This window comes from Streptomyces sp. NPDC002499 (genome assembly GCF_053595415.1).
The window spans coordinates 426,583-447,659 of the sequence record NZ_JBSFXO010000006.1; the positions used below are offsets into that span (position 1 = coordinate 426,583).

Consider the following 21,077-nt stretch of genomic DNA (forward strand, 5'->3'; position numbering starts at 1 on the left):
ACTGAACGTGACGTCAGCGGCGCGACATGTAGATGTCGAGGGCCTTGTGGAGCAGTTTGTTCAGCGGGAAGTCCCACTCGCCCAGGTATTCGGCGGCCTGTCCGCCCGTGCCCACCTTGAACTGGATCAGACCGAAGAGGTGGTCGGTCTCGTCCAGCGAGTCGGAAATGCCCCGCAGGTCGTAGACGGTGGCACCGAGCGCGTACGCGTCGCGCAGCATCCGCCACTGCATCGCGTTCGAGGGCCGGACCTCACGGCCGATGTTGTCGGAGGCGCCGTAGGAGTACCAGACGTGCCCGCCGACGATCAGCATCGTCGCCGCCGACAGGTTCACGCCGTTGTGCTGGGCGAAGTACAGCCGCATGCGGTTGGGGTCCTCGGAGTTGAGGGCCGTCCACATGCGCTGGAAGTAGGAGAGCGGGCGGGGCCTGAAGTGGTCGCGCAGGGCCGTGATCTCGTACAGCCGCTGCCATTCCTCGAGGTCGTGGTAGCCGCCCTGGACGACCTCGACACCGGCCTTCTCGGCCTTCTTGATGTTGCGGCGCCACAGCTGGTTGAAGTTCTTGTGGACCTCTTCCAACGACCGGTTGGCGAGGGGCACTTGGTAGACGTAGCGGGGCTGTACGTCACCGAAGCCGGCGCCGCCGTCCTCGCCCTGCTGCCAGCCCATCCGACGGAGCTTGTCGGCGACCTCGAAGGCACGCGGCTCGATGAAGTCGGCCTCGATGTCGCGCAGTCGCTTCACGTCCGGGTTCTGGATGCCGGCCTTGATGGAGGTGGCCTCCCAGCGCCGGATGATGACCGGCGGGCCCATCTTCACCGAGAAGGCGCCCTGGTGCTTGAGATGCGCGAGCATCGGCTCAAGCCACTCGGTGAGATTCGGCGCGTACCAGTTGATGACCGGGCCCTCGGGGAGATAGGCGAGGTAGCGCTTGATCTTGGGGAGCTGCCGGTAGAGGACGAGGCCCGCGCCGACCAGCTCGCCGGTGCGGTCGTCGAACCAGCCGAGGCTCTCGGAGCGCCACTCCGCCTTGACGTCAGCCCATGCAGGGACCTGCATGTGGCTCGCCGAGGGCAGGGTCTGGATGTACGCCAGATGCTGCTCGCGGCTGATCGTCCTCAGGGTCAGGCTCATTCGGGGCGCTCCTCGGGCTGGTGTGTCCCCATGGGTACAGGGGCTCCGGCTCTCGCGCCGAAGCCTACTGCGCCTTGCGAGCGCCCCGACTGGGCGTACAGAACCTGCGCCCCGGCCTGTGGCCCGTCGAGGCGTTCCGTGGTGCTTTGTGCGGTGTTGGGGAGCGGACTCCCTTGGCGTCAGCCGCCGATGACCCCACCGAAGAGGCCGCCGTGCGCCATGCCGAGGAAGAAGCCGACCCCCGCGGCGCCGAGACCCAGGATGAGTCCGAAGCGTTCGCGTGTCGTCTCCGAGATCCACTGGCCGTACGCGCCGGTGGCGAGGCCGATCAGGCCGGCCCAGGAGCTGAGCAGATGCAGGTTGTGGAACATCGACGAGACGAAAGCCGTGATGCCGAGCACCAGGGTCACCGCGAGCAAGGTGTCCTGGAGCGGGTGGGGCTTGCCGTCCGTGGCGAAAAGGCCGCCGACGGTATTGGGTCGCAATGCCTGTGCCATAGGGCACCTCCTGCGGAAGACGGCGCACCGTAGCGCCATACACACCCGATGTGTACAGACTGACGGTCCCCCGGGCCGGATTTCAACCGGAAGCGGGTGTGCGGGTAGTCTGTACCGTCTGCACGGTGTCTGCCCTTGTCGCGGCGGTGTCTCCGACAAGGAGCCCCCGATTGTCAGTGGTGGCCGATACCGTTGCTTACGCATCACAACCCTCCTGCCACGGAACGACCGTGGCCGCTGAGTCCGAAGGAGGTGGGTTCCACATGCGTCACTACGAGGTGATGGTCATCCTCGACCCCGATCTGGAGGAGCGCGCTGTCGCCCCCCTGATCGAGAACTTCCTCTCCGTCGTCCGTGAGGGCAACGGAAAGGTCGAGAAGGTCGACACCTGGGGCCGTCGTCGTCTCTCGTACGAGATCAAGAAGAAGCCCGAGGGCATCTACTCGGTCATCGACCTGCAGGCCGAGCCTGCGGTCGTCAAGGAGCTCGACCGCCAGATGAACCTGAACGAGTCGGTCCTCCGGACCAAGGTCCTCCGCCCCGAGACCCACTGAGCATCTAGCTCAGCTGATCTCGGGATTCGAGTAGCAGCACCAAGCAGCCAGCAGCAAACCCGCCGAGAGGTTCCCCCATGGCAGGCGAGACCGTCATCACGGTCGTCGGCAATCTTGTCGATGACCCCGAGCTGCGTTTCACCCCGTCCGGTGCGGCGGTCGCGAAGTTCCGTGTCGCGTCCACTCCCCGCACCTTCGACCGTCAGACGAACGAGTGGAAGGACGGCGAGAGCCTGTTCCTGACCTGCTCGGTCTGGCGTCAGGCGGCGGAGAACGTCGCGGAGTCGCTCCAGCGAGGCATGCGCGTCATCGTGCAGGGCCGGCTGAAGCAGCGGTCCTACGAGGACCGTGAGGGCGTCAAGCGCACGGTCTACGAGCTGGACGTCGAGGAAGTCGGCGCCAGCCTGCGCAGTGCCACGGCCAAGGTCACCAAGACCGCCGGTGGCGGTCGCAGTGGCCAGGGCGGCGGTTTCGGCGGTGGCGGTGGCGGTGGCCAGGGTGGCGGCGGCTGGGGTGGAAACTCCGGCGGCGGTCAGCCGGCCGGCGGCGCTCCCGCCGACGACCCGTGGGCAACCGGCGCTCCCGCCGGTGGCAACCAGGGCGGCGGCGCGAGCGGTGGCGGTGGCGGCGGCTGGGGTGGAAACTCCGGCGGCAGCGGCGGTGGCGGCGGCTACTCGGACGAGCCCCCCTTCTAGGCCCTTGGGCCGAGGGGCGGGTCGTACCCAAACTTCTTGATCACACAGGAGAAACACCATGGCGAAGCCGCCTGTGCGCAAGCCTAAGAAGAAGGTCTGCGCTTTCTGCAAGGACAAGGTCACGTACGTGGACTACAAGGACACGAACATGCTGCGGAAGTTCATTTCCGACCGCGGCAAGATTCGCGCCCGCCGCGTGACCGGCAACTGCACGCAGCACCAGCGTGACGTCGCCACGGCTGTCAAGAACAGCCGTGAGATGGCGCTGCTGCCCTACACCTCCACCGCGCGCTAAGGGAAGGGTGACCGACAAATGAAGATCATCCTCACCCACGAGGTCTCCGGCCTCGGTGCCGCGGGCGACGTCGTCGACGTCAAGGACGGTTACGCTCGCAACTACCTGATCCCGCGGAAGTTCGCTATCCGCTGGACCAAGGGTGGCGAGAAGGACGTCGAGCAGATCCGTCGTGCTCGCAAGATCCACGAGATCCAGACCATCGAGCAGGCCAACAGCATCAAGGCCCAGCTCGAGGGTGTGAAGGTCCGTCTGGCCGTCCGCTCCGGCGACGCCGGCCGTCTCTTCGGTTCCGTCACCCCGGCCGACGTCGCTTCGGCGATCGAGGCTGCCGGTGGTCCGAAGGTCGACAAGCGTCGTGTCGAGCTGGGTTCGCCCATCAAGACGCTGGGCGCCCACGAGACGACCGTTCGTCTGCACCCCGAGGTTGCCGCCAAGGTCAACATCGAGGTCATCGCAGCCTGACCGCTGCGCTCGGCTTGAGCCGTTGAGAGAAGGGGCCGCACCTGCCGGGTGCGGCCCCTTCTTCGCGCCCGACGACGGTGGGGCGGTGACGGGTCGGGCGCGGTGTTTCACGTGAAACACCGTGTTTCACGTGAAACCGTCGGCCTCGAACCCGCCGTTTCACGTGAAACACTCAGCGCGTCGCCCCCGTGACGAGCCAGCGGCCGGAGCGGGTGCGCAGCCACAGGGTCAGCATCCGTACGGTCATCATCAGCGTCATGGCCGCCCAGAGAGCGGTGAGTCCTCCGCCGAGCGCCGGAACGAGCAGAGCGACCGGCGTGAAGACCGCCAGGGTGATCAGCATCGCCCACGCCAGGTAGGGTCCGTCTCCCGCGCCCATCAGGACTCCGTCCAGGACGAAGACGATGCCGCTGATCGGCTGTGCGGCAGCCACGATCAGCAGGGCGGGCAGTGCGGTGTCCTTGACCGAGGGGTCGCCGGTGAACAAGGACAGGAACACCGGGCGGGTGACCAGCACCAGCAAGCCGAGGACGACGCCGGTGGCGATGCCCCACTGCACCATGCGGCGGCAGGCGGCGCGGGCGCCCTGGGTGTCTCCAGCGCCGAGATAGCGGCCGATGATGGCCTGTCCGGCGATGGCGATGGCGTCGAGAGCGAAGGCCAGCAGGCTCCACAGCGACAGGATGATCTGGTGGGCCGCGATATCGGCGTCACCGAGCCGGGCGGCGATCGCGGTGGCGATCATCAGAATCGCCCGCAAGGACAGTGTGCGCACGAGCAGAGGCGCGCCGGCCTGGGCCGAAGCTCTGATGCCGGCCGCATCGGGACGCAGCGAGGCGCCGTGCCGACGGGCACCGCGGACGACCACGACCAGATAGACGGCGGCCATGCCCCACTGGGCGATGACCGTGCCCCAGGCGGAGCCCGCGATGCCGAGGTCGGCGCCGTAGACGAGGCCGGCGTTGAGGGCGCCGTTGGCGACGAAGCCCGCGACGGCGACGTAGAGCGGAGTCCTGGTGTCCTGGAGGCCGCGCAGGACACCGGTCGCGGCGAGGACGACGAGCATGGCGGGGATGCCCAGGGCGGAGATGCGGAGGTAGGTGGTCGCGTAGGGGGCGGCGGTGTCCGAGGCGCCGAAGAGCTCGACCAGGGCCGGTGCGGTGGGAAGGGTGACGGCGATGACGGCGGCACCGAGCAGGAGCGCCAGCCAGATGCCGTCCATGCCCTGCCGGATGGCGGCCTGGAGGTCACCGGCGCCGACGCGACGGGCGACGGCCGCCGTGGTGGCGTAGGCGAGGAAGACGAAGACGCTGACCGCTGTCATGAGGAGGGCCGAGGCGACGCCGAGTCCGGCGAGTTGGGCCGTGCCGAGATGGCCCACGATCGCGCTGTCGGCCATGACGAACAGAGGCTCGGCGACGAGTGCGCCGAAGGCCGGGACGGCCAGTGCGACGATCTCTCGATCGTGCTGTCGCCGGTCGGCCTTGGGGGTCGCGGGAGCCTGTGTCATGAGCACTAATGTAATCGTCCACAGGTAAGAGATGCAATGCAGTTTGGACCCTTACTCCGCTTCGCGGCCCGTGCTCTTTCGTGCACCGTTCGAAGTGATCTTGGTCCAACTGGAAAAGTTTTTCTTCTGCACAGCCGGTGGACGGGAGAGTCGCAGGTCAGGATGGGTGCCGCGGCGAAGATCGGAGCTTGTTCACAGGGCTGTCCACCGGGTCGTGCACAGGTTTTGCGGAGTTCTCCACAGCATCCGGGCCGTCGTCCACATGGCCTGTGGATAACCAGATTGGCTGACGGTGCCCACAGGCCTACGGTGGTGCGGCGCCCGCTCCGTTCGTCGGCTGGGAAACCATCACAAAACCGACGCGCCATAACCGGAGTTGGGCGTCTTGTTTGTCAGTGCCGTGCCGTAGAAAAGAGAGGCACGGCTAGGTCCGCTCTCGGCGGACGGGAGGAGGTGTCTCGGTGAGCATTTCCGAGCCCTTGGACGATCCGTGGGCCGACAGTGGTCCGAGTGATCGTCTGCCTGCCCGCCGGCGCGGTGAAGGCGGCCGCGGGCGCGACGAGCAGCACGACCGCGGCCGGGAGAACGGCCAGTGGGAGAGCGGCGGAACGTCGTTCGAGCGCGTACCGCCGCAGGATCTCGACGCCGAGCAGTCGGTTCTCGGCGGCATGCTCCTGTCCAAGGACGCCATCGCCGATGTCGTGGAGGTGCTCAAGGGCCACGACTTCTACAAGCCCGCGCACGAGACGGTCTTCCAGGCGATCCTCGACGTCTACGCGAAGGGCGAACCGGCCGACCCGATCACGATCGCCGCCGAGCTCACCAAACGCGGCGAGATCAACAAGGTCGGTGGCGCATCGTATCTGCACACCCTCGTCCAGACGGTGCCGACGGCGGCCAACGCGGAGTACTACGCGGAGATCGTCCACGAGCGGGCGGTGCTGCGCAGGCTGGTCGAGGCCGGAACCCGTATCACCCAGATGGGGTACGCGGCGGACGACGACGTCGACGAGATCGTCAACCGCGCGCAGGCCGAGATCTACGCGGTCACCGAGCAGCGCACCAGCGAGGACTACCTCCCGCTCGGCGACATCATGGAGGGCGCGCTCGACGAGATCGAGGCGATCGGCTCCCGCAGCGGTGAGATGACCGGCGTACCGACCGGGTTCACGGACCTCGACTCGCTCACCAACGGTCTGCACCCCGGCCAGATGATCGTCATCGCGGCCCGACCCGCCATGGGCAAGTCCACGCTCGCACTGGACTTCGCGCGCGCGGCGTCGATCAAGCACAACCTGCCGAGCGTCATCTTCTCCCTGGAAATGGGCCGCAACGAGATCGCGATGCGTCTGCTGTCCGCCGAGGCGCGGGTGGCCCTGCACCACATGCGTTCCGGCACCATGACCGACGAGGACTGGACCAGGCTGGCGCGCCGGATGCCCGAGGTGTCGTCCGCGCCGCTCTACATCGACGACTCCCCGAACCTGTCGATGATGGAGATCCGCGCGAAGTGCCGTCGGCTCAAGCAGCGCAGCGACATCAAGCTGGTGATCATCGACTATCTGCAACTGATGCAGGCGGGTGGCTCCAAGCGCTCCGAGAGCCGTCAGCAGGAGGTCTCGGACATGTCCCGAAACCTCAAGCTCCTGGCCAAGGAGCTGGAGGTCCCGGTGATCGCGCTTTCGCAGCTGAACCGTGGTCCCGAGCAGCGCACGGACAAGAAGCCGATGGTGTCCGACCTGCGTGAGTCCGGTTCCATCGAGCAGGACGCCGACATGGTGATCCTGCTGCACCGCGAGGACGCCTACGAGAAGGAGTCACCGCGCGCGGGCGAGGCGGACATCATCGTCGGCAAGCACCGTAACGGCCCCACGGCGACGATCACCGTCGCCTTCCAGGGCCACTATTCGCGGTTCGTGGACATGGCGCAGACCTGATCCGTTCGCCCTGAGACCAGCGCGGTGGTGCTGCTGTTCAGCGCCTCGTCTCGTACCTGGTCACGATCACGCCGCCGGGGAACATCCGCGTCTCCACCAGGTTCAGGTTCACCCAGCTGTCCAGGGCGGTGAAGAACGGCGTGCCGCCGCCCACCAGGACCGGCGCGGTGGCCAGCACGTACTCGTCGATCAGCCCGGCCCGCATGGCCGCCGCAGCGACCGTCGCGCCGCCGATGTCCATCGGGCCGCCGTCCTCGGCCTTGAGCCGGGTGATCTCGGCGACCGCGTCCCCGGTGACCAGGCGGGTGTTCCAGTCGACCTTGTCGATCGTCGAGGAGAACACGACCTTCGACATGTCCCGCCAACGGCGCGCGAACTCGACGTCCGCCGGGGTGGCGCCCGGTTGCTGGTCGGCGGTGGGCCAGTGGGAGCTCATCGTCTGCCACAGCTTGCGCCCGTAGAACGACAGGTCGGTCGCCTGCAACTGGTCGGACCAGAACTGGAACAGCTCGTCGCTCGGCGGTCCGCCCCAGCCGATGTCGTCGCCGGGCGCGGCGATGTAGCCGTCCAGAGTCAGGTTCATGCCGTAGATCAGTTTCCGCATGGCGCCAGCCTTCCGTGAGTCGGTCTCACGCGTACGGACCGGCGCGGCGCGGGAAACTCATCGCTGCGCGATCCGAACCCACATGCGGTCATCGTGCCCGGTGGTGGCGCTGACGGTCGGCACAACCGAAGGAGCCCGGGTCAGACGGACTTGACGACGATGCCGGTGTCTTCGAGCGCCGCGACCTCGTCGGCTGGTGCCCCGGTGTCGGTGACGAGGGTGTGCAGGAGGGTGGCGGGGCCGACGTGGGCGTACGCGGTGTGGCCGAGCTTGGTGGCGTCGGTGGCCACGATGATGCGGCGCGCGCCGGCGATGGCGGCTTTCTTCACGGCCGCGTCGTCGAGGTCGTAGGCGGTCAGGCCCTCGGCCGCGCTCAGCCCGCAGCAGCCCATGACGGCGGTGTCGAAGCGCAGGGCCGCCAGGGACGCGAGGGTGAGCGGGCCGGTGAGGGCTCCCTCGGCGGCCCGGGGCTGCCCGCCGGGCACCATCAGGGTGGCCGGGCCCGGGCCCTCGCCGAGTACCTGGATGGCCTGCAACGACAGGGGCATCACCGTGACCGGCCGTCGGCGCAGCAGGTGGGCGACCTCCAGGCACGTGGTGCCGCTGTCGAGGAGGACGGTCTCGCCGTCGGCGATGAGCGAGGACACCTCGGCCGCGATGCGTCGCTTGGCGTCGACGGAGTCGTGGGAGCGCAGGGCGAAGGGCGGCTCCTCGCCCCTGAGCAGCAGGGTGCGCGCCCCGCCGCGGACCCGCTCCAGGACGCCGTGCGCGGCCAGCGCGTCGAGGTCACGCCGGATGGTCATCTCGGAGGCGCCGGTCAGTTCGACGAGCTCCTGGACCGTGCTCCGCCCCGACTCCCTGACGGCCTGCGCGATCATCCCGTGCCGGTCTGCGTTGCTCATACCGCGATTGAACACCTCACCAAACGAACATGCAATGTGTGCGAAGTGCCAGTATTCAACCATCGCCGGTGTTCGTTACGGTCGTCGGCATGAGTCATCCGCTGCGTGCCGCCCGAGTCGCGACCTTCGTCTACTTCAGTCTGTGCGGCACCTTGATGGGCACCTGGGTGGTGAACATCCCCGCCATCGAGGAGCGCGTGGACATCAGCCACGCGACGCTCGGAGCTCTGCTGGTGCTGCTGGGTCTGGGCGCCTTCATCGGGATGCAGGTGGCCGGGAGCCTGACCGACCGTCTCGGGGCGCGCACGGTCGTCCCCGCCACCGCCGTCCTGTGCAGCGCGGCTCTGGTGCTGCCCGGCCTGCCCCGTGAACCGTGGACGCTGGCAGCCGCCCTGCTGGTCTTCGGCTTCTGCAACGGCTGTCTGGACGTGAGCATGAACGCCCACGCCGTGCACGTGGAGAAGGCGTACGGCCGCCCCGTCATGTCGGCCTTCCACGCCACGTTCTCGGTCGGTGGCGTCCTCGCCGCACTCGTCGGAGCGGCCACGGCGAGCGCCGGTCTGAGCCCGGCGGCGGGCATGGCCGCCATGGGAGCCCTGGGCATCGCGGTCGCCCTGGTGTCGGCACGCGCCCTGCTGCCGGCCGCACCCGCCGCTGCCGCCACCGACTCCGTGGGGGAGACCGAGCAGCCGCCGGCCGCCGGGCGCCGCGGCACCAGCAGGCGCATCTGGATCCTCGCCGCCCTGGCACTGCTGGTCATGCTGTGCGAGGGAGCCGCCAACGACTGGAGCGCGCTGCACCTCAAGGACGTCCTCGGCGCACCCGCGAGCACGGCCGCCTTCGCCTACGGCACCTTCGCGGCGACCATGACCATCGGCCGACTGCTCGCCGACCGCCTCGTCGCCGGGTTCGGGTCCATGGCGATCCTGAGGTACGGCGCGGCGACGGCCGGCGTCGGCATCACGATCGTGACCGTCTCCCCGTGGATCTGGGCCGCGTTCGCGGGGTGGGCGCTGTTCGGCCTGGGGCTGTCCGGCTGTGTCCCGCAGTTGTTCAGTGCGGCTGGGCACGCCGACCCCGCCGCCGCGGGGGCCAATGTCTCCCGGGTCGCCGGGCTCGGCTACGTCGGCATGCTCGCGGGCCCGGCGGTCATCGGCTGGCTGACCCACTTCGTCGCCCTGAACCACGCCTTCGTCCTGCTGATCCTGCTGTGCGCGATCACCACCGTGGCCGCCGGAGTCCTGCGCACCGGATCCGACCGCACGAGCGAGGAGATGGCGCACAGCAGCCACTGACCGCCGGTGCGGCACAGCTCACTCCCTGCCGCACAGGCTTCTCCTCCCGCCCCGGCCACCAGAACCCGGAGGAACCCCACCATGCCCACCGACCGCGGCATCGTCCTGTTCGACCTCTTCGGCGTCATCGCCCGCCACCAACGCCCTGGTGCCCTGGGAAAGATGGCCGCCCGCTGCCACACACCCACGGACGCCTTCACCACGGCCTACTGGGCCTGCCGCCCGCCCTACGACGCCGGTCGGCAGTCCGCGCCCGAGTACTGGACCGCCGTCCTGCGCTGGCTGTCCCGGCCCGTCGACGCCGACACGATCGAGGACCTGCGCCTGATCGACATCGACAGCTGGTCGCGTGTCGACACCGCGATGGTCGCCTACGTCCAGTCCCTGCGCGGTGTCGCCGAGGTCGCCCTGCTGTCCAACATCCCCTCGGACCACGCGGACGCCTTCCTCGCCGCGCAGCCCTGGCTGCGGGAACTGGACCACGTCGCCTTCTCCGGGAAGATCGGAGCGGCGAAGCCGGACCCGGCGGCCTTCCGGCACTGCGTCGTCGCCATGGGGGCCGCTCCGAACGACTTCCTCTTCGTCGACGACCGCGAGGAGAACGTACGCGCCGCCCGGGCCACGGGGATGAACGGACACGTCTTCACCGGTCGTGACGCACTGGCGGCCGTCGTCGACACCTGGCTGCCGACCCGACGCCCGCGCCCCCGGGGCAAATACGCTCGACGCCCGAGCGGCTCGCGGGGTGGACTGGGGGAATGACGACACCTCAGGAAGAGCTGCTCCCCGCCACGCGACGGGCGCTGCTGCACCGGATCGCCGTGGCCCAGGCCGAAGGGCGCGCGCCGTCGCTGGTCGCGGCGGTGGTACGGGGCGGGCGGACCGTGTGGCACGGGGCGCGGACCTCGGTGGACGGGCACGGTCCTGACGAGAACGTGCAGTACCGGATCGGCTCGATCACCAAGACCTTCACGGCCGTTCTGGTGCTGCGGCTGCGGGACGAGGGCGCGCTCGACCTCGGTGACCCGGTGGAGAAGCATCTGCCGGGCACGGGCGTGGGGGAGGCCACCGTCGCCGACCTCCTCGCGCACACCAGCGGGCTGGCCGCCGAGTCGCCCGCGCCCTGGTGGGAGCGGACTCCGGGCTCGCTGCGCCCCGAACTCGCCGACGTCCTGGGCGAACAGCCCCTCCGGCACCCGGTGGGCCGCCGCTTCCACTACTCCAACCCGGGCTACACCGTGCTGGGCACGCTCGTCGAGAAGCTGCGCGGCGCTCCCTGGGAGGAGGTGCTGCGGCGGGAAGTGCTCGAACCCCTGGGCCTGGACCGCACGAGCGGTCGTCCGAAGGCGCCCCACGCGGGCGGCTGGGCCGTGCATCCCTGGGCCGACGTCATGCTGCCGGAGCCGTCCGAGGACCTCGGACGCATGGCACCCGCCGGTCAACTCTGGTCCACCACCGGCGACTTGGCGCGGTTCGCGATCTTCCTGGCGCAGGGGGACGACCGGGTCCTGAGCGCCGAGACCGTACGGGAGATGCGTGCGCCGGCGGCGCCGGGCGAGGCCGTGGACGTCGCGGACGGCGTCTCGTACGGACTCGGGCTGCAGATCCAGCAGAGCCACGGGCGGCTGCTCGTGGGCCACTCCGGTTCGCTGCCGGGCTTTCTGGCGAACCTCAGCATCAGCGTCGAGGACGACGTCGCCGCGGTGGTGCTGGCCAACTGCACCTCCGGCCTCCTGCTGTCCACGGTCGGCGCGGACCTCGTGCGCATCGTCGCCGAGGCCGAGCCCCGGATCCCCGCCCCGTGGCGGCCACTGCCCGAAGTGGACGCGTCCGTACTGGAGTTGGCGGGCCCGTGGTACTGGGGAACGCACGCGTTCGCCCTCCGTCTGACGGCCGCCGACGGGCTCTCCCTGGGGCCCCTGTCCGGCGGTGGCCGTCGGTCCCGCTTCCGGGCCAACGCCGACGGCACCTGGACCGGACGGGAGGGTTACTACGCCGGAGAGCTCCTGAAGGCCGTACGACGGCCCGACGGGACCGTGAGCCATCTGGACCTCGGGTCCTTCGTGTTCACGCGTCAGCCGTACGACGAGGGGGCTTCCGTGCCGGGTGGAGTCGACCCGGAGGGGTGGCGAGGCATCGGATAGCCGACGTGTCGGCAGGTGGGTGTCGTGTTTCACGTGAAACACGACACCCACCCGACCTCATAGCTGCAGCTTGAAGCCCACGTGCGAGGCGGTGAAGCCGAGCCGCTCGTAGAAGCGGTGGGCGTCGGTGCGGGTGCTGTCGGAGGTCAACTGGACCAACTGGCAGTTCTGGCGCCGGGATTCGTCGACCGCCCACTCGATGAGCTGCGTGCCCAGGCCGCTGCCGCGCTCATCGGCATGGATGCGGACGCCCTCGATGATCGACCTGGTGGCACCCCGGCGTGACAGGCCGGGGATGACCGTGAGCTGAAGCGTGCCGACGACCCGGTCCTCACGAACGGCGACGACCAGATGCTGGTTCGGGTCGGCCGCGAGGCGTTCCCAGGCGGCCAGGTACGGGGCCGGATCGTCCGGAGACTCGCGCTGGGCGCCGAGCGGGTCGTCGGCGAGCATCGCGACGATCACGGGCACGTCGTCCGCCGTGGCGGGCCGTATCTCAAGATCTCCCATACCCGCAGCCTATGCACAGGGGCGCGCGGTCCGGCTCAGCCGGCGGCCACCGTCAGCGGGGCGAAGCGCCTGGTCCAGTCCCCGGAGAGCTCCGCGATGCCGTAGGTCATGACCGCGTTGTCGGCGACGCGGGCCAGACCGCGTTCCTTGACCCACGCCAGCAGTTCTTCGTGGCGTGCGTCGATGTCGGTGCGCAGGGGGCGGTCGGTGTGGGCGGCCAGGGAGGCGAGCAGTGCCTGTGCGGTCTCGGTGTCCTGGGCGATCAGCGGGCCGACGACATGGGTGTCCATGTTGGGCCAGGCCGCCGCGTAGCCGATGAGCCGGCCGTTCTGTTCGGCGACGCGCAACTGGTCCGCGAAGGCGGGGAGTCGGGTGAGGATGTGCGTCCGGTCCAGGCCGAACACCTCCTCGTCGAGCCGGAGGATCGAGGTGAGGTCCTCCGCGGTGGCCGCGCGGGTGACGACCTTGGATTCCGGTCCGCCGGGCGTGAAGTGCCCGAGCAGCATCTCCGCCCGGCCGATGACCTTGAAGCCGAGTTCCTCGTAGAGCGGCCGGCCGTACGGCGTCGCGTGCAGGGTCAGCGGAGTGGTGCCCATCGCCGAGACGAGGTGTCGCATCAGCCGGCGTCCCACGCCCTGACGGGCATGCCGTTCGGCGACCAGCACCATGCCGACGGCTCCCAGGCCGGGGCGGTCCTGCGGTCCGTACTCGGTGACGACACAGGCGCTGACGAGACCGCCGTCGGGGTCGTCGATCCCGTAACCCTTCCCGGATGCGAGGAGGAAGCCCCACTTGTGTTCCTCGCGCGGCCACCCCCGGTCCTCGGACAAGTCGGCGCAGGCGGTGAGATCGCGAAGCGTCAGACGGCGGATCGGAAGAGCGGCGAGAGAAGGAGTCGGCACGCAGGTCAGGCTGTCTGACGGGTGGCCTCGTCGTCCACCGCTTTCCGGTTCTTCTCAGGCGGGGACGCGAGCTTTTGGCCATGTCGTGGACAGCCGTACACGGAGCCGACAACGGCCGGTGTTTCACGTGAAACACCGTCGCCGAAGAGCCGCCGCGTCGCCGGACTAGTCTCGGTGACCATGGCGCGACTTCATCTCTTCGATCTCGACGGCACGTTGCTGTACGGCACCTCGGCGCCCGTGGAGATCTCACGGCAGTTGGGTCTGGAAGCCGAGACGGTGGCTCTGGACAAGGCGATCTCGGCGGGACTGATCGGACCGCCGGAGTACGCGGCCGGCGTGCGTGAACTCTGGGCGGATCTCACCGAGGCCCATGTGGCGGCGGCCTTCGAGCAGGCACCGTGGCTGGGCCGGATCCGGGAGGTCTGGGCGGCGATCCGGCAGGAGGGCGACTACTGCGCCGTCGTCTCGCTCTCTCCCTCCTTCTTCGTGGAGCGGCTCACCAGCTGGGGTGCGCACGCGGCGCATGGATCCCTGTTCCCCGCCGTGCCGTTCACCGAGCCCGTGGATCCCGCCGGGGTGCTCAACGCCGCGGCCAAAGTGAAGATCGCCGGGCGACTGTGTGAGGAGTTCGGAGTGACGTCCGCCGACTGCGTCGCTTATGGCGACTCATTCTCGGACAAGGACCTGTTCGGTGCGGTGTCGACTTCCGTGGCGGTCAATGCGGACCTCCACCTGACCGGTCTCGCGACACACTCGTACATGGGCATGGATCTGTGGGAAGCCTATGAATTGGTGCGCCACGCCCGGTAATTGAAGGAATTGATGGTTCGACCCGCTCCATTCGTGGTGATGGAAGGCCGGACTTGTGATCGAGGCGGTGGCCGGTATGGTCGACTCCGGTTCGCCGGGAGCAGGGGCGCGGAGCGCACTGCGGCCAATGTCACACTCTCGGCTTACTTGTCCGTACGGAATGTGAACGCGGTTTGAATGTGGCTGCATTGGCCGCTGGGCGAAACGGGGAAAGCAAGCCGTCTGCGGGGGAAGCAGGCATCTTCCGATCGAGGAGGTGCGCAGACCGACCGAAAGATGTTCGAGGCGAGGCACACCATGGACGCTCCGACCACCACGTCGGGCGACAACGGCACGTCCGGCGGCAGGGCCGGCTGGTTCGCGTCGCACACACCGCCGGAGACCCCCCAGGGCAGTGAGCGCGAGGCATCCGAGGGCAATCGCCTCGCCGCGATGCGACCGGTCGGCAGACCCACCGCGGACATCGACCCGGGCCGACAGCGGGAGCCCGCCGGGCAACCGGTCGCGCCGGCCCCCGCAGCCGACCCGTACGTCCCCGCCCAGCGCTCCACCTCCTTCGCCCCGCAGCCCGCCCCCGCCGCCCCGCAGACGGCCGTACCGACCCGTGCGGAGCAGGCCTCGCCGGACGCCGTCCTCATCCGCAGGACGATGGCGGAGGTCGCGCCGGTCGCCGACAAGGTCACCTCGTACTTCTACGCGCTGCTCTTCGTCCGCCACCCCGACCTCCGGTCGCTGTTCCCGGCGGCGATGGACACCCAGCGGGACCGGCTGCTGAAGGCGCTGCTCACCGCGGCCGAGCACGTCGACAACACCCCCGTCCTCGTCGACTACCTGCAGAATCTCGGCCGCGGCCACCGCAAGTACGGCACGCGCCCCGAGCACTACCCGGCTGTCGGCGAGTGCCTCATCGGCGCGCTGAGCAAGTACGCGTCGGCCGTCTGGTACCCGGAGATGGAGGCGGCCTGGGTGCGGACGTACACGACGATCTCGCAGGTCATGATCGACGCGGCCGCCGCGGACGAACTGCGCGCCCCGGCCTGGTGGTACGCCGAGATCGTCACGCACGACCTCAGGACCCGGGACGTCGCCGTCCTCACGGTCCGCCCCAACCAGCCGTATCCCTTCCTCGCCGGCCAGTACGCGAGCGTGGAGACACCGTGGTGGCCGCGGATCTGGCGGCATTTCTCCTTCGCCTCGGCGCCTCGCCACGACGGTCTGCTCACGTTCCACGTGAAGGCCGTCCCGGCGGGCTGGGTCTCCAACGCGCTCGTGCACCGCTCCCGGCCCGGTGACATCCTCCGCCTGGGCCCGCCCGCGGGCTCGATGACCGTCGACCACACGACCGACAGCGGCCTGCTCTGCCTGGGCGGCGGCACCGGCATCGCGCCCATCAGGGCGATGGTCGAGGACGTCGCCGAACACGGCGAACGGCGTCCGGTCGAGGTGTTCTACGGCGCCCGCACCGACCACGACCTGTACGACATCGACACGATGCTCAGGCTCCAGCAGACCCACCCGTGGCTCACGGTCCGCGCGATCATCGACGAGCAGGCGCATCTCCAACTGCCGGACGCCATCCGCCAGTACGCGCCCTGGAGCGGCTACGACGCCTACCTCTCCGGCCCGCCCGGCATGATCCGCAGCGGTGTGGACGCGCTCAGGAGCGTCGGGATCCCGCCGGAGCGCATCCGGCACGACTCGGTGGAGGAACTCGTCGGAGCCGGCGACTGAGACGGCACGAACGGCTGCCTCGGCGTCGCCGACCGACGCGGCGCCAGGCTCAGCCGAGGTCGGGCGCGTGCATCGCGCGTACGCCCTCGATGTTCCCGTCCAGGTAGTGCCGCAGTGACAGCGGCACGAGATGGACGGAGGCGATGCCGACCCGGGTGAACGGCACCCGGACGATCTCGTACTCCCCGGCCGGCTCGTCCACTTCCGGGCCATGCCGCAGGGACGTGTCCATGGACTCCAGGTGGCAGACGAAGAAGTGCTGCACCTTCACGCCGGTCGTGGCGGCGTCCTTGCCGATGTGTTCGACGGTGTCCACGAAGCAGGGCACCACATCGGTGATCTTGGCGCCGAGTTCCTCGTCCACTTCGCGATGGAGGGCTTCGACGACGGTTGTGTCCTCGGGCTCGACTCCGCCACCGGGGGTTACCCAGTAAGGATCGACGCCTGGTTTGGTGCGTTTGATCAGGATCAGGTAGTCACCGTCGAGCAGAACGGCACGGGCGGTGCGCTTGACCACGGGTCGGACGGTCATGGGAGAAATGTGGCCCGGCTGGTTCCACGTGAAACATCGCAGGGCGTCACCGACCGAGCTCCCCGAGTAGTCGCGACAAAAGGCCAGGTCAGCACCAGTCGGCCGCCGACCGCAACAGCCAGTCGTGCGCCCGCGCGATATGGGGCATCGCCAACGTGCCGGTGCGGACCACCAAGAAGTACGTCCGCAGCGGTGGGACCGCGGGCTCGTGCAGGGCCAGGACGTCACCGCGCGCCAGGGCGGCGGCGCACAGATAGCGGGGCAGCACCGCGAGTCCCGCGCCCGCGACGGCACAGGCGAGGACCGCCCGCAGATCGGGCACGATGACCGTGCCCGGGGTGGCCGGACGGGAGTCGAAGACGGCGGCCCAGTAGCGGGAGACGAAGGGCAGCGACTCGTGCACCTCGATCACGGGGACGTTCTCCAGCGCGGGCGCCCCCTTGCGGCGCGGCTTGCCGGGGATCCGCTCCGCCCGGCTCGGGGCGGCGACCAGGACGTGCTCCTCGTCGCAGAGCGGAGTCGCCGTGAGCAGCGCGCCCCGTGGCCGGGCCGTACTGATGGCCAGATCGTGATGCCCGGCGGCAAGCCCTTCCAGGGTCTCCTCCGCGTTCCCGAACGAGGTGCGCAGCGCGAAGCCCTGGCTGTCCTCGCCGGTCAGCCCGGTGAGGGCGGGCAGCGCGCGCTCGGCGGTGAACTCCGGGGGACCGGCGAGGTGCAGGGTGCGCAGGGAGGAGTCCTCGTCGAGGCCGGTCTCGGTGATCTCCACGAGGGCGTCGAGGTGCGGGGCGGCCTTGTGCGCGAGTTCGTCGCCGATGCTCGTCGGCGTCACCCCACGGGCCTGCCGCAGGAACAGCGGGCGGCCCAGTTGCCGCTCCAGCGTGCGGATCTGCGAGGTCACGGCCGGCTGCGACAGACCGAGCAGCGCGGCGGCCCGAGTGAAGGAGCCGGCCCGGTGCACGGTCACGAAAGTGCGCAGCAAGGCCAGATCCATGGCACGCCCTCCCCTTTCCCTGCCCCACTCCCGGCCCCGGGCAGGGCCCAACTATAAATAAGTCGATAGGTCTCTGTCGCTACTGTGATTGGACACTGACACAGAGTCAACTAGCCTTGGTCGCGCGGTTCTTCGCGCGCGGAACCGGGGGCGGTCCGAGCCACGAGGGGGGAGGCTCGGACCGTCCTTCGTCCGTAGGCGGCCGTCGACGGGAGGACCGTAAACCGGTCACCGCGCCGACTCGTCCAGGGCACGGAGCACGTCCGCCACCAGGTCCTCGGGATCCTCGGCGCCGACCGACAGCCGGATGAAGCCCTCCGGCACCGCGTCCCCGCCCCAGCGACCGCGCCGCTCGGCCGTGGACCGCACCCCGCCGAAGCTCGTCGCGTCGTCCACGAGCCGCAGCGCGTCCAGGAAGGCGTCGGCACGCGTGCGCGTAGGCAGCGTGAAGGAGACCACGCACCCGTAGCGGTGCATCTGCCGTGCGGCCACCTTGTGGGAGGGATCGTCGGGCAGCCCCGGATAACGCAGCCCGGTCACCTCGGTCCGCTCCCGCAGCGCCTCGGCGACCACGAGGGCCGTCGCGCACTGCCGGTCGACACGGAGCTGGAGGGTGGCGATCGAACGGTGGGCGAGCCAGGCCTCCATGGGGCCCGGAATCGCGCCGACGACCTTCCGCCACCGGCGTACGGCGGTCATCGCCTCGCCGTCGCGGCCGACCACGTACCCGAGGAGCACGTCACCGTGCCCGGTGAGCTGCTTGGTGCCGCTGGCCACGGCGAAGTCGGCGCCGAGCTCCAGCGGGCGCTGCCCCAGCGGCGTCGCGAGGGTGTTGTCGACGGCGACCAGGGCGCCACGCGCGTGTGCCGCCTCGACGAGCCGACGGATGTCGCACACGTCGAGCCCGGGGTTCGAGGGCGACTCGATCCACAGCAGCTTGGCGCCGTCCAGCACGTCCAGTTGGGCGTCGCCGCCCGTCGGCGCCGTGCGCACCTCGATGCCGTACGCCTCCAACTGTTCGCGCACCAGGGGCAGTACCTGGTAGCCGTCGTTGGGCAGGACGACCGTGTCGCCGGCGCGCAGCTGGGAGAAGAGCACCGACGAGATGGCGGCCATCCCGGAGGCGAAGACGAGCGTCTCGACGTCGTCCCGCCCGGGCGCCTCCAGCTCGCCGATGGCGCGCTCCAGATGCGTCCAGGTCGGGTTCTCGTCCCGGCCGTACTTGTACGGTCCGGTCGCCTCGCCCGGCAGATGGAAGTGGGCGGCGAACACCGGACCGGGCAGGGTCGGCTCGTGCCTGACCGGCTCGGGCAGCCCCGCCCTCACCGCGCGCGTGCCGTCACCGGCGCCGTGTATCGGCGCTCCCGCAGCGGAATCACTCATGCCGCCTGTCCCTCCACTTGCTCGCGAACTACGGCGAGCAGGCCCTCGCTCGCCGCCTCCACCATCTCAAGGCACTCCTCGAAGCCGTCCAGGCCCCCGTAGTACGGGTCCGGCACGTCGAGGTCGTCGCCTGCGGCGGGGTCGTACGAGCGGAGCAGACGCACCTTCGCCGCGTCCTCCGGAGTGGGCGCGAGGCGGCGCAGGGCCCTGAGGTGGCCGGCGTCGAGGGCGACCACCAGGTCGAGGCGGTCGAACCACGACGACAGGAACTGCCGGGCCGTGTGCTCGCCCTCGTAGCCGTGCTCCTCCAGGACCGCGACGGTGCGCGGGTCGGCGCCGTCGCCCTCGTGCCAGCCGCCGGTACCGGCGCTGTCGACCTCGACCCGGTCCGCGAGACCGGCCTCCGCTATGCGGGCGCGGAAGACGGACTCCGCCATCGGGGACCGGCAGATGTTGCCGGTACAGACGAAACAGACGCGATACGTCATCGCCTGCTCAGTCCCCGTCGGGCAGGACGACGTTGAGCGCCCAGGAGACGATGGAGATGATCAGACCGCCCAGGACGGCTGTCCAGAAGCCTTCCACGTGGAAACTCAGGTCCAGCTTGTCGGCCAGCCACGAGGTGAGCAGCAGCATCAGCGCGTTGATGACCAGCGTGAACAGGCCCAGCGTCAGGATGAACAGCGGGAAGGTCAGCACCTGCAGAACCGGCTTCACCAGGAAGTTCACCACCCCGAAGACCAGTGCGACCAGGAGCAGGGTCCAGACCTTCTTGCCCGTGCTGTCACCGGTCAGGGTGATCTTGTCGAGCAGCCAGACGGCGACCGCCAGGGCCCCCGCGTTGGCGATCGTCTTGACTACGAAATTCTTCATGTGTCTGATCGTGGCAGACGAGATCGGAAACGAGCAGTGGGACGAGGGCGACAAGAGCGATGAAGGCATTCCGGTTGGACGAACTGGAGGCGGAGCGCGCCGCCAACGACGGCGCTTACCTGCAGTTTCTGCGCGAGCGGAATATGTCGGTCGGCTTGTACGCGCTCGACGCGGGCAGCCAGGACCCGCAGCAGCCGCACCAGCAGGACGAGGTGTACTTCGTGGTCAGCGGCCGGGCCGCGATCACGGTCGGCATGGAGACGACCCAGGTGGCGCGCGGCAGCGTGGTGTACGTGCCCGCCGGGGTGGCCCACAAGTTCCACCACATCAGCGAGGATCTGCGGGTCGTGGTGGTGTTCTCTCCGCCCGAGAGCTGAGGCCGCGCCTCGGGGTTCCCTAGGGGATCGATCAGGGGAGGACAAGGGATGCCGGGCCTCCGCCGGGGCCCCTGCCGGCTCTAGCATCGAATGCAGGACGACAGGCAGGACAACAGAAGGATCCGGCGTCACAAGCCCGGGTCATCGACGGACCCGGCACCAGCGACGGGCGGAGAGGTAAGGACGACAGCTATGGGAGAGATCTTCTCGACACTGCCCTGGTGGGTGAAGTGGATCGCGGTGCCGGTCATCGCCCTGGTCGTGTTCGGCGGACTGATAGCGACCGTGGTCGGCTTCGTCATCGGACTGCTCTTCAAGGCACTGGTCTTCGTGGCACTGGTCGGCGGACTGATCTACGTCGTACGGAAGTTCACGTCGAGCTCCTCGTCGCGCAGCGACTGGTGAGGCTCGTGGGACACGGGTGATCGGTAACCCGTGGGACACCGGTGATCGGTAACAGGAATCACCGGTTCCCTCGCGCGAGGGAAGTTTTCCGGCGGGCCGTCCGCGCGCGGTGACGGACGGTTAGAGTCCGGAATTCGACGCGGGGACGACCCCGCGAGCGGCGTACACCCCCACCCGTGTTCCCCCGCACGGGCTGCCCCCTCGCGCTCCGGGAGTGACCTTTGGCCACGGTAGACACCGGCACCGCAACGACAACCCCCCACGCATCCCCAGCCACACCCCCGCCGGCGGCCCCGCCCCCGGTACGCCCGATCCCGATCCGCCCACCCGAGCAGCCGGGCCCGTCGACACAGGAACGCGCGCCGATGCCTCCGGCGGTTGAACAGGAGACTGCGCATCCGGCGTCCGGGCACGGAAGTCCTCCGGGGTCCGCGCCCGCCGGTCCTGCGGGACCCGGGGCCGCGGGGTCTTCGGTATCCGGGCCCGCCGGTCCTCCGGGATTCGGGCACGTCAGGCCTTTGGGACCT

General features: G+C 69.5%; 24 protein-coding genes. 12 read left to right on the top strand and 12 right to left on the bottom strand.

Features of this window, described 5'->3' with window-relative positions; genetic code table 11:
- Window positions 1–13: 13 nt before the first annotated feature.
- Both femX and ACWD5F_RS19095 read right to left on the bottom strand, forming a co-directional pair.
- On the bottom strand, window positions 14–1,135 hold the full coding sequence (gene femX, locus ACWD5F_RS19090) for a peptidoglycan bridge formation glycyltransferase FemX (protein WP_401720168.1): 1,122 nt from the start codon (window positions 1,133–1,135) through the stop codon (window positions 14–16).
- Between the two features lie 179 nt (window positions 1,136–1,314).
- A complete protein-coding gene (locus tag ACWD5F_RS19095) occupies window positions 1,315–1,632 on the bottom strand; it encodes a hypothetical protein (RefSeq protein WP_123998988.1) in 318 nt (105 codons plus the stop codon).
- A 263-nt stretch (window positions 1,633–1,895) separates the two neighbouring features.
- Here ACWD5F_RS19095 and rpsF point away from each other — a divergent pair, with 263 nt between their 5' ends.
- The 4 genes from rpsF (at window position 1,896) to rplI (ending at window position 3,641) form a co-directional block, all read left to right on the top strand.
- A complete protein-coding gene (gene rpsF / locus ACWD5F_RS19100) occupies window positions 1,896–2,186 on the top strand; it encodes a 30S ribosomal protein S6 (RefSeq protein WP_005482942.1) in 291 nt (96 codons plus the stop codon).
- A 77-nt stretch (window positions 2,187–2,263) separates the two neighbouring features.
- Window positions 2,264–2,881, top strand: a complete 618-nt coding sequence (locus ACWD5F_RS19105) for a single-stranded DNA-binding protein (RefSeq protein ID WP_451255692.1) — start codon at window positions 2,264–2,266, stop codon at window positions 2,879–2,881.
- 58 nt (window positions 2,882–2,939) lie between these two features.
- A complete protein-coding gene (gene rpsR / locus ACWD5F_RS19110) occupies window positions 2,940–3,176 on the top strand; it encodes a 30S ribosomal protein S18 (RefSeq protein ID WP_003949403.1) in 237 nt (78 codons plus the stop codon).
- A gap of 18 nt (window positions 3,177–3,194) precedes the next feature.
- Window positions 3,195–3,641 carry a 50S ribosomal protein L9 gene (gene rplI / locus ACWD5F_RS19115; protein ID WP_451255694.1) on the top strand — a complete coding sequence of 149 codons (447 nt, stop codon included), beginning with the start codon at window positions 3,195–3,197 and terminating at the stop codon, window positions 3,639–3,641.
- Between the two features lie 172 nt (window positions 3,642–3,813).
- On the opposite strand, the gene ACWD5F_RS19120 is transcribed toward rplI, so the two are convergent.
- Window positions 3,814–5,151 carry an MATE family efflux transporter gene (locus ACWD5F_RS19120; RefSeq protein WP_451255696.1) on the bottom strand — a complete coding sequence of 446 codons (1,338 nt, stop codon included), beginning with the start codon at window positions 5,149–5,151 and terminating at the stop codon, window positions 3,814–3,816.
- Window positions 5,152–5,612: 461 nt separating this feature from the next.
- On the opposite strand from ACWD5F_RS19120, the gene dnaB reads away from it, so the two are divergent.
- Complete coding sequence (gene dnaB, locus ACWD5F_RS19125; protein WP_123998992.1) at window positions 5,613–7,088, top strand: replicative DNA helicase; 1,476 nt, start codon at window positions 5,613–5,615, stop codon at window positions 7,086–7,088.
- A 37-nt stretch (window positions 7,089–7,125) separates the two neighbouring features.
- On the opposite strand, the gene ACWD5F_RS19130 is transcribed toward dnaB, so the two are convergent.
- Together ACWD5F_RS19130 and ACWD5F_RS19135 are read right to left on the bottom strand one after the other, a co-directional pair.
- Window positions 7,126–7,692: a dihydrofolate reductase family protein gene (locus tag ACWD5F_RS19130; protein ID WP_451255698.1), complete on the bottom strand. Its 567-nt coding sequence runs from the start codon at window positions 7,690–7,692 to the stop codon at window positions 7,126–7,128.
- A 140-nt stretch (window positions 7,693–7,832) separates the two neighbouring features.
- On the bottom strand, window positions 7,833–8,594 hold the full coding sequence (locus ACWD5F_RS19135; RefSeq protein WP_401720153.1) for a DeoR/GlpR family DNA-binding transcription regulator: 762 nt from the start codon (window positions 8,592–8,594) through the stop codon (window positions 7,833–7,835).
- Between the two features lie 89 nt (window positions 8,595–8,683).
- On the opposite strand from ACWD5F_RS19135, the gene ACWD5F_RS19140 reads away from it, so the two are divergent.
- From ACWD5F_RS19140 to ACWD5F_RS19150, 3 genes are all read left to right on the top strand, one after another.
- Window positions 8,684–9,889 carry an MFS transporter gene (locus tag ACWD5F_RS19140; protein WP_451255700.1) on the top strand — a complete coding sequence of 402 codons (1,206 nt, stop codon included), beginning with the start codon at window positions 8,684–8,686 and terminating at the stop codon, window positions 9,887–9,889.
- 81 nt (window positions 9,890–9,970) lie between these two features.
- Window positions 9,971–10,651: an HAD family hydrolase gene (locus ACWD5F_RS19145; protein WP_451255702.1), complete on the top strand. Its 681-nt coding sequence runs from the start codon at window positions 9,971–9,973 to the stop codon at window positions 10,649–10,651.
- Window positions 10,648–12,033: a serine hydrolase domain-containing protein gene (locus ACWD5F_RS19150; protein ID WP_451255704.1), complete on the top strand. Its 1,386-nt coding sequence runs from the start codon at window positions 10,648–10,650 to the stop codon at window positions 12,031–12,033. The genes ACWD5F_RS19145 and ACWD5F_RS19150 overlap by 4 nt, the downstream gene beginning before the upstream one ends.
- A gap of 57 nt (window positions 12,034–12,090) precedes the next feature.
- Here ACWD5F_RS19150 and ACWD5F_RS19155 read toward each other — a convergent pair whose 3' ends face one another.
- The gene (locus ACWD5F_RS19155) at window positions 12,091–12,543 is read right to left on the bottom strand and encodes an N-acetyltransferase family protein (RefSeq protein ID WP_451255706.1); all 453 of its coding nucleotides are present in this window, start codon (window positions 12,541–12,543) and stop codon (window positions 12,091–12,093) included.
- A 35-nt stretch (window positions 12,544–12,578) separates the two neighbouring features.
- A complete protein-coding gene (locus ACWD5F_RS19160) occupies window positions 12,579–13,445 on the bottom strand; it encodes a GNAT family N-acetyltransferase (protein ID WP_451255708.1) in 867 nt (288 codons plus the stop codon).
- Window positions 13,446–13,625: 180 nt separating this feature from the next.
- Between ACWD5F_RS19160 and ACWD5F_RS19165 the strand changes: the two genes are divergently transcribed.
- Complete coding sequence (locus tag ACWD5F_RS19165) at window positions 13,626–14,258, top strand: HAD family hydrolase (protein WP_451255710.1); 633 nt, start codon at window positions 13,626–13,628, stop codon at window positions 14,256–14,258.
- 297 nt (window positions 14,259–14,555) lie between these two features.
- A complete protein-coding gene (locus ACWD5F_RS19170) occupies window positions 14,556–15,989 on the top strand; it encodes a globin domain-containing protein (protein ID WP_451255712.1) in 1,434 nt (477 codons plus the stop codon).
- 49 nt (window positions 15,990–16,038) lie between these two features.
- Here the strand turns inward: ACWD5F_RS19170 and ACWD5F_RS19175 are convergent, their stop codons facing one another.
- The 5 genes from ACWD5F_RS19175 to ACWD5F_RS19195 all read right to left on the bottom strand — a co-directional run bounded on the left by ACWD5F_RS19175 (window position 16,039) and on the right by ACWD5F_RS19195 (window position 19,768).
- Window positions 16,039–16,521, bottom strand: coding sequence for an NUDIX domain-containing protein (locus ACWD5F_RS19175; protein ID WP_401720135.1), 483 nt, complete (start codon window positions 16,519–16,521; stop codon window positions 16,039–16,041).
- A gap of 88 nt (window positions 16,522–16,609) precedes the next feature.
- Window positions 16,610–17,512, bottom strand: coding sequence for a LysR family transcriptional regulator (locus ACWD5F_RS19180; protein ID WP_451255714.1), 903 nt, complete (start codon window positions 17,510–17,512; stop codon window positions 16,610–16,612).
- A gap of 228 nt (window positions 17,513–17,740) precedes the next feature.
- Complete coding sequence (locus tag ACWD5F_RS19185) at window positions 17,741–18,895, bottom strand: cystathionine gamma-lyase (protein WP_451255716.1); 1,155 nt, start codon at window positions 18,893–18,895, stop codon at window positions 17,741–17,743.
- The gene (locus ACWD5F_RS19190) at window positions 18,892–19,383 is read right to left on the bottom strand and encodes a low molecular weight protein-tyrosine-phosphatase (RefSeq protein WP_451255718.1); all 492 of its coding nucleotides are present in this window, start codon (window positions 19,381–19,383) and stop codon (window positions 18,892–18,894) included. Before ACWD5F_RS19190 ends, ACWD5F_RS19185 begins: the two co-directional genes overlap by 4 nt.
- 7 nt (window positions 19,384–19,390) lie before the next feature.
- A complete protein-coding gene (locus tag ACWD5F_RS19195; protein WP_401720123.1) occupies window positions 19,391–19,768 on the bottom strand; it encodes a phage holin family protein in 378 nt (125 codons plus the stop codon).
- Window positions 19,769–19,827: 59 nt separating this feature from the next.
- Between ACWD5F_RS19195 and ACWD5F_RS19200 the strand changes: the two genes are divergently transcribed.
- Both ACWD5F_RS19200 and ACWD5F_RS19205 read left to right on the top strand, forming a co-directional pair.
- Complete coding sequence (locus ACWD5F_RS19200) at window positions 19,828–20,145, top strand: cupin domain-containing protein (RefSeq protein ID WP_451255720.1); 318 nt, start codon at window positions 19,828–19,830, stop codon at window positions 20,143–20,145.
- 192 nt (window positions 20,146–20,337) lie between these two features.
- Window positions 20,338–20,550: a DUF5326 family protein gene (locus tag ACWD5F_RS19205; RefSeq protein WP_123999010.1), complete on the top strand. Its 213-nt coding sequence runs from the start codon at window positions 20,338–20,340 to the stop codon at window positions 20,548–20,550.
- The last annotated feature ends 527 nt before the right edge of the window (window positions 20,551–21,077 follow it).